At 41.1% G+C, this 14,642-nt stretch carries 12 protein-coding genes; 5 read left to right on the plus strand and 7 right to left on the minus strand.

Annotation, left to right across the window (positions count from 1 at the left end; genetic code table 11):
* Window positions 1-4: 4 nt before the first annotated feature.
* Together R2Q78_RS06855 and R2Q78_RS06860 are read right to left on the minus strand one after the other, a co-directional pair.
* Window positions 5-364: a TM2 domain-containing protein gene (locus R2Q78_RS06855; RefSeq protein ID WP_136836746.1), complete on the minus strand. Its 360-nt coding sequence runs from the start codon at window positions 362-364 to the stop codon at window positions 5-7.
* Window positions 357-701 carry a DUF2752 domain-containing protein gene (locus tag R2Q78_RS06860; protein ID WP_316790180.1) on the minus strand — a complete coding sequence of 115 codons (345 nt, stop codon included), beginning with the start codon at window positions 699-701 and terminating at the stop codon, window positions 357-359. Before R2Q78_RS06860 ends, R2Q78_RS06855 begins: the two co-directional genes overlap by 8 nt.
* 68 nt (window positions 702-769) lie before the next feature.
* Between R2Q78_RS06860 and mfd the strand changes: the two genes are divergently transcribed.
* Complete coding sequence (gene mfd, locus R2Q78_RS06865; RefSeq protein ID WP_316790182.1) at window positions 770-4,126, plus strand: transcription-repair coupling factor; 3,357 nt, start codon at window positions 770-772, stop codon at window positions 4,124-4,126.
* Window positions 4,123-4,338: a DUF3820 family protein gene (locus R2Q78_RS06870; protein WP_316790185.1), complete on the plus strand. Its 216-nt coding sequence runs from the start codon at window positions 4,123-4,125 to the stop codon at window positions 4,336-4,338. Before mfd ends, R2Q78_RS06870 begins: the two co-directional genes overlap by 4 nt.
* Before the next feature lie 59 nt (window positions 4,339-4,397).
* Here the strand turns inward: R2Q78_RS06870 and ccsB are convergent, their stop codons facing one another.
* The 3 genes from ccsB to R2Q78_RS06885 form a co-directional block, all read right to left on the minus strand.
* Window positions 4,398-7,718 (minus strand): c-type cytochrome biogenesis protein CcsB, encoded by a 3,321-nt coding sequence (gene ccsB / locus R2Q78_RS06875; RefSeq protein WP_316790188.1) that lies wholly within the window; start codon window positions 7,716-7,718, stop codon window positions 4,398-4,400.
* Window positions 7,719-7,944: 226 nt separating this feature from the next.
* On the minus strand, window positions 7,945-8,754 hold the full coding sequence (locus R2Q78_RS06880; protein ID WP_316790189.1) for a phosphatidate cytidylyltransferase: 810 nt from the start codon (window positions 8,752-8,754) through the stop codon (window positions 7,945-7,947).
* Window positions 8,751-9,644, minus strand: coding sequence for a CPBP family intramembrane glutamic endopeptidase (locus R2Q78_RS06885; RefSeq protein WP_316790191.1), 894 nt, complete (start codon window positions 9,642-9,644; stop codon window positions 8,751-8,753). The genes R2Q78_RS06880 and R2Q78_RS06885 overlap by 4 nt, the downstream gene beginning before the upstream one ends.
* A 52-nt stretch (window positions 9,645-9,696) precedes the next feature.
* Here R2Q78_RS06885 and dusB point away from each other — a divergent pair, with 52 nt between their 5' ends.
* Window positions 9,697-10,704 (plus strand): tRNA dihydrouridine synthase DusB, encoded by a 1,008-nt coding sequence (dusB, locus tag R2Q78_RS06890; protein ID WP_316790193.1) that lies wholly within the window; start codon window positions 9,697-9,699, stop codon window positions 10,702-10,704.
* A gap of 33 nt (window positions 10,705-10,737) precedes the next feature.
* Window positions 10,738-11,124: a Co2+/Mg2+ efflux protein ApaG gene (apaG, locus tag R2Q78_RS06895; protein WP_316790195.1), complete on the plus strand. Its 387-nt coding sequence runs from the start codon at window positions 10,738-10,740 to the stop codon at window positions 11,122-11,124.
* Between the two features lie 8 nt (window positions 11,125-11,132).
* On the opposite strand, the gene R2Q78_RS06900 is transcribed toward apaG, so the two are convergent.
* Window positions 11,133-11,828: a zinc metallopeptidase gene (locus R2Q78_RS06900; RefSeq protein WP_316790197.1), complete on the minus strand. Its 696-nt coding sequence runs from the start codon at window positions 11,826-11,828 to the stop codon at window positions 11,133-11,135.
* A gap of 228 nt (window positions 11,829-12,056) precedes the next feature.
* Between R2Q78_RS06900 and R2Q78_RS06905 the strand changes: the two genes are divergently transcribed.
* The gene (locus R2Q78_RS06905) at window positions 12,057-13,358 is read left to right on the plus strand and encodes a DNA recombination protein RmuC (protein ID WP_316790199.1); all 1,302 of its coding nucleotides are present in this window, start codon (window positions 12,057-12,059) and stop codon (window positions 13,356-13,358) included.
* Window positions 13,359-13,496: 138 nt separating this feature from the next.
* Here R2Q78_RS06905 and thiL read toward each other — a convergent pair whose 3' ends face one another.
* Complete coding sequence (gene thiL / locus R2Q78_RS06910) at window positions 13,497-14,537, minus strand: thiamine-phosphate kinase (protein ID WP_316790200.1); 1,041 nt, start codon at window positions 14,535-14,537, stop codon at window positions 13,497-13,499.
* Window positions 14,538-14,642 lie beyond the last annotated feature (105 nt).

The following is a 14,642-nucleotide window of genomic DNA, read 5'->3' on the forward strand; positions in this document are numbered from 1 at the left end:
AATCCTATTGGATATTACCCATTTTTACCATCTGCAAACTTTCAAAGACCATACGCTGATTGTATTCAAAAGCCAGTGTCTTATGGTTTACCAGGTCTATTATTGTACCGATAAAACATAGTCCAATAGTAAAGAAATACAAAACCCCCATCCCGATCTGGTTTACCAGAAACCTCGGTAATCCTGGAACAAAAAACCCTAATATACAGTACAATACCATATCATCTGGATTTCTTCTTTTGCTTCCGTAGATCATCAAAAACCCTCTCAGCTGTTGTTCACTAAATCCGGTAGTTGCACTTTGCAAGTACGAATATTCCTGGGGTGTGATACCCGGCAATGTCATAAACGGTGAATCAAACATATCTTTCCTCCTTATAATTTACTTTATTTCCTTTATTCAATTTTATCAAAATCACTATCCTGTACAAAATGATCAGCAGTGCAGGCAGCCCAAACCAGTGATGTGCAAAGCTCTCTCGAAAATTGCCGTGCAGCAACTGGGTGATTGCCCTTCCTATTCCACAACCAGGACACCATTCAAAGCCCATATTTGCCAGCGGACAAAGCGTAAAATGATGCTCATGTCCATGAACCTCCGGATCGGCAACAGCAAGGCATATCAACGCTGTTATCCAAAAAACGAGCTCCAAAGGCATGCGGTTCAGTATCATCATCGACCAGTGCTTCTTCCTGTTCATTTTATTTTAGATTGATTAATACACCGTTTGTTACATTTAAAGCTCATCATAAATATTACATTTGTATTGTGAACATCCGCGACCTGATCAATCAATACAAAACAGATGAGCGCATTGTAGCATTGGCCAAAGCATTAAATGCAGCCAAAGGTAACAAACTTCAGCTAAAAGGCTTGGTTGGTTCCGCCGATGCAACAATTGCAATAGCTACGTATTTCCTGCTCCATAAGCCCATTTTATTCGTCATGCCCGACAGGGAAGAGGCTTCTTATTTCCTTGCCGACCTGGAAAGCATCCTCGACAAGGAGGTCTTGTTATTCCCTTCTTCATTTCGTAAAGCTTTTGAATTTACCCAGGTAGATACAGCAAATGTCCTGGCAAGGGCAGAGGTGCTGAACGAACTCAACCATCATTCTGAATATGGAAAGATCGTTGTAACTTATCCTGAAGCACTTGCTGAAAAGGTGATCAACCGTGAAATGCTCGAAAAAAACACCCTTGAGATCAGCATAGGGGCAAAGCTTGGCATCGACTTCATCAATGAATTCCTGATCGACTATGATTTTGACCGTACCGATTTTGTTTACGAACCCGGACAATTCTCCATCAGGGGCGGTATTGTAGATATTTTTTCTTTCTCACACGACCTGCCATATCGCATCGAATTCTTTGGTGATGAAGTGGAGAGCATCCGCACTTTCGAAATAGAAAGCCAGCTTTCTGTAGATGATGTAAAAACACTGACGATCATTCCCAATGTACAGTCAAAATACCTGACAGAGAATAACATCAGCCTGCTTGATTACATTGAAAAAGATACACAGCTCTGGTTCAAGGATGTTGAATTTACCCTCGATATCGTTAAACGCGGTTATAAAAAAGCTGTTGAGCTCTGGAAAGCACTCCCTGTAAAGGAAAAACAGGAAAACCCGGACTGGATAGACCCGAAATTTGCCTTTACAGATGAGAAATTGATGGCAGATACCTTCCAGGATTTTACACTCACAGAGTTCGGAAAGCAGTTTTTTTATAAAACTGATCATGTTTTCATTTTTGAAACCCGCCCGCAACCCTCATTCAATAAAGATTTTACCCTGCTGATCCACAACTTAAAAGAGAATGAAAAGCAGGGCATCCACAATTTCATTTTCAGCTCATCTACCAAACAAACTGAAAGGCTATATGCAATTCTCGATGACATAGATAAATCAGCCAAATTTATCCCGATCAACATACCTCTGAGGGAAGGCTTCGTAGATGCAGCTCAAAACGTAGCGTTCTATACCGATCATCAGATCTTCGACCGTTTCTACAAATACAAACTAAAAAGGGGATATCAGCGCAGTCAGGCCATCACCCTGAAAGAACTGAGAGACCTGAAACCTGGCGACTTCGTAACCCATATAGACCATGGAATAGGAAAATATGCCGGACTCGAAAAAGTAGAGGTAAATGGCAAAACCCAGGAAATGATCCGTCTGGTATATGCCGATAATGACCTGCTGTATGTGAACATCAATTCCCTGAACCGCATTGCAAAATATAGCGGAAAGGATGGCACAGCGCCTAAAATGAATAAATTAGGCACCGAAGCATGGGACAAACTCAAGAAAACCACTAAAAAAAAAGTTAAGGACATAGCCCGCGACCTCATCAAGCTTTATGCCCTGAGGAAAGCTCAGGTGGGTACTGCTTTTGACCCGGATGGCTATCTCGAAACAGAACTGGAAGCTTCCTTTATTTATGAAGATACGCCGGATCAGGAAAAAGCCACCAGTGATGTAAAAAGGGACATGGAAGCGCCGCACCCTATGGACCGGCTCGTATGTGGAGATGTGGGCTTCGGTAAAACAGAGATTGCCATCCGCGCTGCTTTCAAGGCCGTAGCCAATGGCAAACAGGCAGCAGTCCTGGTGCCAACAACCATCCTTGCCCTTCAGCATTTTAAAACATTTTCAGGCCGTTTAAAAGGCTTTCCATGTAATGTTGACTACATCAACCGCTTCAAGACCAATAAGCAGATTAAAGACACCTTAGCCGCTGTAGCAGACGGCAAGGTAGACATCATTATAGGCACACACCGCTTACTCAGCAAAGACGTAAAGTTCAAGGATCTCGGAATCATGATCATTGATGAGGAGCAGAAGTTTGGGGTAACTTCTAAAGAAAAGCTAAGAGCCTTGAGGGTGAATGTAGATACGCTTACACTCACAGCTACACCTATTCCGCGTACCCTTCATTTCTCCTTAATGGGCGCCCGGGATTTGTCAATCATGAGTACTCCGCCACCAAACAGGCAGGCTGTTAATACAGAACTTCATGTGTTCAATGATAAACTGATCCAGGAATCTGTTCAATATGAACTGGACAGAGGCGGACAGGTTTTCTTCATCCACAACCGGGTAAATGATCTCCCTCAGTTAGGCGGCCTGATCCAAAAGCTGGTTCCAAAAGCTCGCATTGGTATTGCCCACGGGCAACTGGACGGCGATCAGCTGGAAGACGTAATGCTTGATTTCATCAATGGCGAAAAAGATGTGTTAGTGGCCACGACAATTATCGAGGCCGGACTGGATATTCCAAATGCCAATACCATCATCATCAACCATGCCCATATGTTTGGGTTAAGCGATCTCCACCAAATGCGCGGCAGGGTAGGTCGCTCTAATAAAAAAGCATTTTGTTACCTCCTTAGCCCGCCATTGAGTACGCTTACCTCAGAGGCACGCAAACGCCTTAGCGCTATTGAAGAGTTTTCAGACCTTGGAAGCGGTTTTAATATCGCCATGAGGGATTTGGATATCCGGGGCAGCGGAAACCTCTTAGGCGCAGAGCAAAGTGGCTTTATTGCCGAAATAGGGTTTGAGATGTACCATAAGATCCTGGACGAAGCCATTCAGGAGTTAAAAGACGATGAGTTTAAGGACTTATTTAAGAATGAGCCACTGCGCCCTTTTGTCAGCTTTACACAAATAGATACCGATCTGGAGCTATACATACCGGATGATTATGTAACCAACATCACCGAACGGTATAACCTGTATACCGAGCTCTCTAAAATCGAAAATGAAACGGAATTAAAGGTATTCGAGAAGTCTATGAAAGACCGCTTTGGACCGGTGCCTAAGCCAGTAAAAACCATGCTCAATGTGTTGCGTTTACAGTGGGTAGCTAAAAAGCTGGCTTTTGAAAAAATAACCTTCAAAAAAGGTACTTTGAGAGGTTATTTCATCACAGACAAACAATCAGCGTTTTTCGATTCGGTAATGTTCAATAAAATATTGCACTTTGCGCAGGTTCATCCCAGACTTTGCAACTTAAAAGAAGTAAAAGACAGCTTACGGATTGCTTTTGATAACCTCAATTCAATCGACGAAGCAGTAGAAATGCTGGAGATGGTGGTCAATCAAAATCAAAACTCATGAACCCTCAACTATTAAAAGATCTGGTAACGATGCAAATGCCCTTCGGGAAATACAAAGGCCGCATTCTGTGTGACCTCCCTGAATCTTACCTGGTCTGGTTCCATCAGGAAGGCTGGCCTCCTGGCAAACTTGGGGAAATGATTGCCACGCTTTATGAAATTAAGCTCAATGGTCTTGAGTACTTGCTGCAGCCCTTAAAGAAATCGAAATAACCATTTCGTCATCCTAAGTTCCTGGCCAGCATCTTTTATATTCTTGCCGTCATCCTGAATTAAGCCTTCCTCTTCGCATACCTGCGGTACGAGATCACACCAAGCACCGTTACGACAACAACCGTGATGTACACCCATGATGGCACAGGTACCGGATCCCCTGCCGCATAGGAATGCAGCCCGGTCAGGTAATAGTTGACCCCAAAGTACGTCATGATGATGGTAGAAAAACTGATTAGCGAAAGTAAATTAAACAGGTATTTGCTCTTTAGTCCGGGGATCAGCCTTACGTGCAGCACAAAAGCATAAATGATCACGGAGATAAAGGCCCAGGTTTCCTTAGGGTCCCAGCTCCAATACCTGCCCCAGCTTTCATTTGCCCAGATGCCGCCCAGAAACGTGCCGACAGTCAGCAAAAATAACCCTACCGTAAGCGACATTTCGTTTACAATACTCAGTTCCGTAACAGATGCTTTTACCTTTGCGCTGATCTTGTCATTGTCAATGATATACAACACCAATACTACTGTTCCCAATAAGGCACTAAGTCCGAAAAATCCATAACTGGAGGTGATGATCGCTACGTGAATCATTAGCCAATAGGATTTCAATACCGGTACCAGCGGTGTAATTTGTGGATTCATCTGAGATCCCCCATGTGCAAAACCCATCAGGATCACAGCAATCAGACACCCCGCGGCAGGGATAAAGGCATTGGCATTTCTATACATCAGCAAGCCCGATAAAACGCCAATCCAACTAATAAACAAAACAGCCTCATAACCATTGCTCCAGGGCTCATGACCGGAAATATACCACCTTACCCCAAGCCCGACAGCCTGAAGGAAAACTGCAATGGCGATCAGCCCCAGTACAAATGTCACCAGTCTATCCAGCACCTTGCCGTTTTTAAATAATTTGATAAACGCAAGAGATAAGATCATGATGCCTAAAAGCGCATAGGCAATCATCAGGTTTAAAAATAGATTCCAGGAGTTGTACCTGATCTCCCAGGCGATCTTAGCTGGCGATGGAACCACTTGTTTGCCATGCTTCAATTGTAATGATTTTAAATATTCCAGTTTGGATACAGTCGCAGCCCAGTTTCCATTCTGCTGTGCCGCTACAACGCTGCTAAAATAAAGTCCGACAGGGCTTGATATGGCGTCAGTTCCATTTGGGTCAAAAGGCATTGCAATCCAGGTGTTGTTTGCATCTCCGACGACTGGAAGCACCCTTAAGTACTGCCCTTCCAGCAGTTGCTGCATGGCGTAGAGCTTATCGTTCAGTTCCAGGACTTCCTTATCGTAGGTGCCCTGATCTGCAGGTTTTTTCGCAAATGCTTTGAGATAATCGTCTTTTAAAATGAATTCTGCCGACCCGTCTATGCTCAACTTTAATAGGTTGACCATTGAAGTATAGCCATTTGCATCGGCTTGCACTCGTTTTAACAATTCAGGCCCACCTTTACCGCCAACCTTGATCAGCGGAACGTTTACCCAACTAAAAGGCGAAGTAGCTGCCGAAAGGAAGAACTGGTTTGCAGTGAGGTTATAAAACTTATCCTTACGAAACAGCTTTCTCAGCACTTCCAGCGCCATGGTATTTACAGGTTCAATTCGCCCGTCGATATTTTGAACGAGAAGACTTCCGAATTGATCTGCATGATCTTTATCGATGGTTACTGAAGATGCAAATGTCGCTCCGTCAACCGTCCTGGTTTGCAGGACTTTTCTTACATCAGCCTTGTGGTCATGCTCCGGTGCTGCTGCAGGCTCATGATCATGATTGTGTTCCTCTCCGGGCTGATGTACATGCTGACTACCATCCGTTCCGTGCATGTCTATTTTCTGACTGTATGCGGCACCAAAAGGCATAAACAACAGCAGCAACAATACCTTAGCTGATTTAGAAGATTTGGCGATTGCTTTTAGTTGCTCGTTGAGCTTGGAGAAATGAGTACCCTTCCAAAATAGTGTGACAAACATTGCTGTAAATAATAGCGTATAACCCAGATAGGTAATATTGGTTCCCCATGCATCGTGATTTACAGAAAGTATTGTTCCCAGTTCATCCGGATCAAAACTCGCCTGAAAGAAGCGATATCCGGCATGGTCCAGCACATGGTTCATGAATATTTTATAAGGTCTTTCCGGCCCATCATTTTGAATGATCACATCTGATGAATAAGCAGACGGACTGCTGCTACCCGGATACTTTTCCATTTTGAAGTCTACCAGCTTCAGTGAAAAAGGCGCAGGATAAATTTTGGAACCATAAGCCATAGAAATCCTCAGTCCGCCGATTTCGCTTTGGTGCTGGAAATTGGTCATTCCCTTTCCGCCATAAAAAGAAACGGTATCTATTGCTGTAGGCGTGGTCACCTCTACCATCACCAGGTCGGGATCATGTTCATGGATTTTCTTATCGCCTTCAAAATGCATGATGTGCCCTGGAGCAGCTGGTTCTGGCACTACAAATGCCAGGTTTCCATAAGTGTACAGGCTCCTTAAATTAAAAGGCTGAGGCTGATCATTTCCTGCAACTGTTTTACGTTCCTGCGTGGCCATGATCATGTAATTGCCTTCATAGGGCGATGAGATCTGAAAGCTGCCTGAAGTATCATCTATATTGATGGCTCCCTCGGTTTGTTTGTTATAGCTAAATAAAAGGTTTTGTATGAGCTTGACACTTCCTGCCGGGATATATTTATTCACCCTGGCGCCATTCTCCAGGACCACCAAATGAAGTATCTTTTCCCCACCGGCGGTTTTTATCAATGAATCCTGTGCCCTGGAATAAAAGTCTACAACTTTAAATTGCACCCGTTCACCCTGAAAGTCATACTTTTCTGATAACGTTCTTTTAAAGGGTTTAAGATAGCCCGGTATCTGGTTTGAGATCAACGTAACAGGCAGATCATCATAGGCTAGGGCCTGTTCTCCTTTGCCAATCTGCACTTTAAAAAATGTTGCGTCTGATATGATCTGGTTTGTGGACTCTCCCTCCCTGATGGGCATAGAGCCCTCAAAGCTCACATACCTGGTGATACAGCCACCTATAAATATGATGATAAAAGCAAGGTGAAAAACAAGTAAAGGCAATTTTTTGAGCTGGTAAAGTCTGTACCGGCCAATGTTGCCTATGAAATTGATTACCAAGATCAGCATGATCAGCTCAAACCACCAGCAGTTATAGATCAACGCTTTCGCAACGGGTGTACCATAGTCGTTTTCGACAAAGGTGCCCATGGCCATTGAGAATGCGAATAAAAGTAACATGGTCCCCATTAAGCGGGTAGAAAACAGGATTGAGCCTAACTTTTTGATCATAGCCGGCAAAGTTACATTCGCAACGATTCCAAAGAACATATTGCTCATACTAACTTTGTTACTTTCCAAAGAAATGACACAGCAATAACATCTGGCAGGAAAAATAAGCGATCTGGCCTTTACTTTCACTCGCTTCAATTAGACCCTTGCGTCGTATCCCCTTAAGGGTTGCTGCGATTGGAAACGAACCAACCCTTAAGCAAATGTGCAGAAACCCTTAAGCAGAGGCGAACGGAAAGCAAGCATAAATCCTAAACAGCCTCAAATAAAGCTCTTATTTTAATAAAAGATAGAGATAAGTATAAACGACCGGAGCGGCTATTAAAAGTCCGTCAAAACGATCTAAAAAGCCTCCGTGGCCAGGAAGAAAAGTGCCTGAGTCTTTTACATCTAAACTTCTTTTCAGCATCGATTCTACGAGGTCTCCCAAAGTACCAAACCCGACGATCAAAATAGCCATTCCACCAAATATAAGCGGATGGATTTCAGTGAAAAACAAAGAAATCAGGAAAGACACCAGTAAAGTGGTAAAGATTCCGCCGAAGAAACCTTCCCATGATTTTTTGGGTGAGTGGCGCTCGAACAAACGTCTTTTTCCGAATTTCACACCAAAGAGATATTGACCTGTATCGCTTGCCCAAAGCATTAACAGGAAGGACAGCGGCAGATGAAAGTTGTATTCGGCGGCTTGTTGTATGAAGCCAAGTGAATAAAAAAAGCAAAATGGAACAGTGACATACACAAATCCCACAAATGTGTAGGCAATATTGGAGAACGGTATTTTTTCTTTTTTATAGAGTTCACTGACGAATACTGAAAATATCAATGGGACGATCAGCAGCATAAACTTGTTTTCGAACTGCAGCAAATGATAGCCAGCAGTCAGTAAAAAGATAAGTCCGGCGGCAAATAATGCAATATTCCTATGTGGCCGAATACCAGCCGTTTTGATGATCCCAAAGAATTCAAATAAAGCAACCAGACTTAAGATCAAATAGAAAAAAGTAAAAGTATAAGCTCCCAAAAGAATGGAGCCCAACATTACTATAGTAAAAAAGAAAGCGGTTATAGCCCTTGTCTTCATTTTGTAGTTTGCTTTTTAAAATATTGAAATGCCAGAATGCTCAGTACAAAGCTGATCAGATAGCCATACCAGGCAAAATGCATTCCCTCTGCTTCAGACAAAGGTAGGTTGTTTTTTTTCATATACCATGCCGCACATACCGCATATGCGTTGTTTAAGAAATGGCCGAAAATAGCATACCACAAACTTCCGCTCCAGAAATAAATATATCCAAATGCTGCCCCCATTAAAAATCGGGGTAAGAAACCAAAAAACTGTACATGTATTGCGCTGAATATAAAAGCTGAGAACCAAATGGCCACATGAGGATTGTTAAATATTTTAGTAAGTGAACGCTGTATGGCTCCCCTGAACATCAGTTCTTCTGCCACAGCTGGAACAATAGCGATCATGACAATATTTATCACTAAATCCATGATTCCTTTCATGTCCAGCAACAGCAGGGTAATCGCCGCTGTCTCGTCTTCCTTCTGTCTCATCCAGTCTTCCATCCACTTTAAATAACCTGGAAATGTCATTTTTTGATTAATAGCCACCGTCCATTCCAGGAAAGGCATGGATACGATAATGATCAGCAGGACCATCGCAAGCCAGGAAACTTTCGGTGTATCAAAACCGTAAAATGTCTTAATGCTTCCTTTCTCTGTATAAGCCAAAAACAAGGCGGGTATCATAAATATCCCTATTGATGTAGCAATAAGCATGATTCTCATACTGCCTATATAATGCTGATTATCCGAATTCGTCAGGGCTTCCAAACCATATATCCCAATTACTAAAACTGCAGCTATAATGGAAACAAGCAGCAAGCTACCCATCACATAGACTACTAACCTGAGCAGCTGTACCCAGCCACTATTTTCTTCACGTTCCTGAGGGATGAAATCCATTTTTAATTAATTTGTACCTTTGTACTTTGAAATTTGGTTTGAAGATAGAAAAATGTCTGTAAAGATAGGAAATATAGATTTGGGTGAGTTCCCTTTGTTGCTTGCCCCAATGGAAGATGTGAGCGATCCCCCCTTCCGTTTTGTGTGCAAGCAAAGTGGGGTAGACATGATGTATACTGAGTTTATTTCATCAGAAGGACTGATCCGGGATGCTGCGAAAAGCAGGGCAAAACTGGATATATTTGAATATGAACGTCCTATCGGCATCCAGATCTTTGGCAGTGAGATAGATCACATGCGTGAAGCGACTGAAATTGCTACACAGGCTGGTCCTGATCTGATGGACATCAATTACGGTTGCCCGGTTAAACAGGTTGCCTGTAAAGGTGCGGGTTCTGCTTTATTACAGGATATCGACAAGATGGTAAAAATGACGGAAGCCGTGGTAAAAGCCACGCATCTTCCCGTGACCGTTAAAACACGTCTGGGCTGGGATGACAATACCAAAAACGTAGAAGAAGTAGCTGAAAGACTGCAGGATATAGGAATACAGGCCTTAACCATTCATGGCAGAACTAGGGCTCAATTGTATAAAGGCGAGGCTGACTGGACCCTGATCAGGGAAATTAAAAGAAATCCACGTATTAAAATCCCAATTTTTGGAAATGGCGATGTAGACAGTATCCAAAAAGCGGCTGACTGGAGGTTAGAATACGAAATAGATGGTATTATGATCGGCAGGGCTGCAATTGGATATCCATGGATTTTCAGGGAAATCAGGCACTTTTTCAATACAGGAAAAACGCTTGCCGGACCCACCATTCAGGAACGGGTATCGGTATGCCGTACTCATTTTGAGAAATCAATTGCCTGGAAAGGACCAAGGGTAGGTATTTTTGAAATGAGAAGACATTATGCCAATTATTTTAAAGGACTGCCTGACTTTAAACCTTACAGAATGCTGCTGGTCAAAGAAGAGAACATCGATACTATCCATAGTATTCTGGACGAAGTGGCAGACAAATACCGCAACATTGAGCCAGTTGGCGAAATGGCTTGATTTTTGAAAAAACTTTTCTAAATTGGCATTGTAATGGTAACAGCAATCACAAACGGAATAAAAATATCAGTTGAAACAGCTTATCAGGATGATTTTTCAAATCATGATCAGCAGCAATTTACATTTGCGTACCGCATCAATATAGAAAACTTGTCTGATCATGTAATCCAACTGAAAAGACGCCAATGGTTTATATTTGATTCTAATGGTACGCAACGTGAAGTAGAAGGAGAGGGTGTAGTTGGTGTTCAGCCTGTTATAGAGCCAGGATCTTATCATTCTTACGTGTCTGCATGCAATTTATCTACTGACATGGGCAGCATGAGCGGCAATTATTTAATGCAGCGCATGGTAGACAATACCGAATTCATCGTTGAAATTCCAGAATTTGAACTGATCGTTCCTTACCGGTTAAACTAAAATTATTCCTATCCTCTTTGTCTTCCGAATAATATAGAAAGGTAATAAATGAGATTGGTCATCGCACCAAGAGCAGCTACCACATAGGTCATCGCAGCCCACCAGAGGGCATCTTTGGCTTGTGCATGTTCTTCTGTGGTATAAAGTATTCCTTTATTGGCTTTAAGCCATTGTAATGCTCTTTTACTGGCATCAAATTCAACCGGCAGTGTGATGATACTGAAAATGGTAATCAGTGCAAGTCCAGCTACCCCTATAGCCAATACTATAGGATTAAAGGTAAAAGCAATCAGCAAAACACCTATAATCAATACCCATTGTAATAGATTGGATGATATACTTACTACCGGCACCATGCTACTCCTTAGATTTAACCAGGCATAGGAACGGGCCTGCTGAAGGGCATGTCCACATTCATGCGCAGCTACTGCTGCAGCGGCAACACTTCTTCCATAATAGACATCCGTACTTAAATTTACTGTTTTATCAGCAGGATTATAATGATCTGATAATTGCCCGTCGGTGCTCATTACCCTCACATCATATATCCCATTGTCCCGAAGCATTTTCTCCGCCACTTCTTTTCCTGAAAATCCCGAGTTCAATTGCATATGTGCATATTTTGAAAATTTACTTCTAAACCGCCATTGCACAAACATGCTTAACATTAGAACCGGGATGATTAAAATCAAATAAAGTTCCATTTTCGTAGTGTATGTTTTTCATCAATACTCATCGTCATTGTCTTTAACGATTAGATTTTATAAGAATCAAAAAGCGTTCCCGTTTTTCATTAATAAATCATAAAGATTTAAATTATATCTAAGAAGAAAATCATATAACTATTATAGTTACAGTATACTTGTTTGGAGAAAGCAAGACTATGGCTTGTAATATTATGTAAAATGTCTATTTTTGATAAAAATATTAGTATGGAAGCTATAATAATAGGTCTATTGATCATAATTTTAGTAGTGATAATTATTTTCTTTTTCAGGAAGCCGGTTAGCAATTCTGTGGAGCTTTTACAACTTAAAGATGTGGAGCATCAAAAATCTATGGATTACCTGAGAGAAGAAAAACTGAAGCTGGAAGATGAATTGAATGATCTTAGAATAAATTATATCAATGAACACAGTAAAGCCATAAAGGCGGAAGAGACACTATTGGCACAGCGTGAAAAACAAATGGAACAGGATAAATATATTGCTGAATTACAGCAAAAATTTAAAATGGAATTTGAAAACATCGCAAGTAAAGTACTGGATGAAAAAACCCTGAAATTTACTGAACAAAATAAAGCCAATCTGGATGTCATACTGAATCCGCTTAAGGAAAATATCAAAGCTTTTGAAGAGAAAGTAGAAAAAGTATATAAGTCTGAATCTGATGAAAGAAATATACTGAAAGGAGTTATTTCACAATTAATGGATCAAAGTAAACAGATCCAGGAGGATGCAAATAACCTGACTAAAGCACTTAAAGGTGACAGTAAAAAACAGGGCAATTGGGGTGAGGTGATATTAGAAAGAATACTGGAAAGATCGGGTCTTATTAAAGACCGGGAATATAGGATACAGACCAGTTTAAATGCTGCCGAAGGCAATAGGGTACAGCCTGATGTAATCATAGACCTGCCCGATGATAAACATGTGATCATTGATGCTAAAGTATCTCTGGTGGCTTATGAACGGCTGGTTACCGCAGATCAGGATGAAGAACGGGAACTCTATTTAAAACAACACATCATCTCTATCAAAACACATATACAGGGTCTTTCAAGTAAGAATTATCATGATTTATATCAGATAAATTCACCTGATTTTGTATTGCTCTTTATTCCTATCGAGTCTTCATTTGGAATAGCTGTTCAGCAGGATGCTGAATTATTTAACTATGCCTGGGACAGGAAAGTAGTTATCGTAAGTCCATCTACTTTACTGGCTACATTAAGAACTATTGCCAGCATCTGGAAGCAGGAAAGACAGAACAGAAATGTACTGGAAATAGCACGGTTAAGTGGCAGTATGTATGATAAATTTGTTGGCTTTTTAAGTGATATGGAAAGTATCGGTAAAAATATAAAACAAAGCCAGGATGCTTACGACAGGGCCTTAAATAAACTTTCTACAGGAAGCGGAAATCTTTCCAATACTTCAGAAAAGATCAGGAAATTAGGTGCCAAAACGACCAAACAGATTGACACCAAATTTCTTGATACAGAGGAATTGTAATCTTAATTATCGACGTCATATTAACACACTCGTCATCGTTATTCGTCATCTCGAACATAGTGATAGATCTTTTAAACTATGTCTGAACAAGAGATCTCTCGTTATACTCGAGATGACGGCTATAGTAATGCTTAAAAATTACCCCTTAAAAGCATTCCAGCCCTGAGCTTTTAACTCATGTACCACATCCGATTTAGAAACCATTTTACAACCTGAATTCTTATCTGTAATGTGTCCGATAATGCTGATATCTACATCATTCTTCAGCTTAGTATAGTCAGCTTGTTTGATCGTAAATAAAAGCTCATAATCTTCACCACCACTCAAAGCACATATTGTAGGATCAAGTCCCAATTCTCTGGCTGTTTCGTAAGTGGTTGGATCAATAGGAATTTTCTCTTCGTAAAGTGTACAGCCTTTTTCAGATTGTGTGCAGATGTGCAATATTTCTGAAGCCAATCCGTCAGAAACATCAATCATAGCAGTTGGCTTAATGTCCATTTGTGCCAATAAATCTACAATATCCCTTCTTCCTTCAGGTTTTAGCTGACGTTCTATAATATAATCTTTTCCTTCCAGGTCAGGCTGGATATTTGGATTTTCTAAAAATACAAGTTTCTCTCTTTCAAGAATTTGAAGTCCAACATAAGCACCTCCTAAATCTCCGGATACACAGATCAGATCGCCTTCTTCAGCACCATTTCTGTAGCAGATATCTTTTTTTTCAGCATACCCAATACTGGTTACACTAATTACAAGTCCCTGTTTACTGGTGGACGTATCACCTCCAATCAAATCAATATTGAATTTATTACATGCGAGTTCTACACCTTTATAAATTTCTTCAACAGCTTCAAGCGGAAATTTGCTCGACAAGCCGATAGAAACGGTAATCTGAGTAGCAATACCATTCATTGCATAAATATCGCTTAGATTCACTTGTACGGCCTTATAGCCTAAATGAACAAGCGGAACATAAGCCAAATCAAAATGTATTCCTTCCAGTAAAAGATCTGTAGAAATCAGTACTTCTTTATCGTTAAAATTCAATACTGCAGCATCATCGCCAATTCCTTTTATACTACTTTCATGTCTGATTTTAAAGTTATCAGTCAGGTGTTTAATCAGGCCAAATTCCCCTAATTCTGAAATGTCAGTACGTTCTTTATTTTCAAACATAATTTTCTTTTTTTCTAATACTCCAGACAACAATTTTTATCCTTTGTTATTTTCTACTACACGTCATCTCACTCCTCGCCATGTCGTTTCTCGTCATCTCGACGA

The organism is Pedobacter frigoris, assembly GCF_032678645.1.
Taxonomy (GTDB): Bacteria; Bacteroidota; Bacteroidia; order Sphingobacteriales; family Sphingobacteriaceae; genus Pedobacter; species Pedobacter frigoris_A.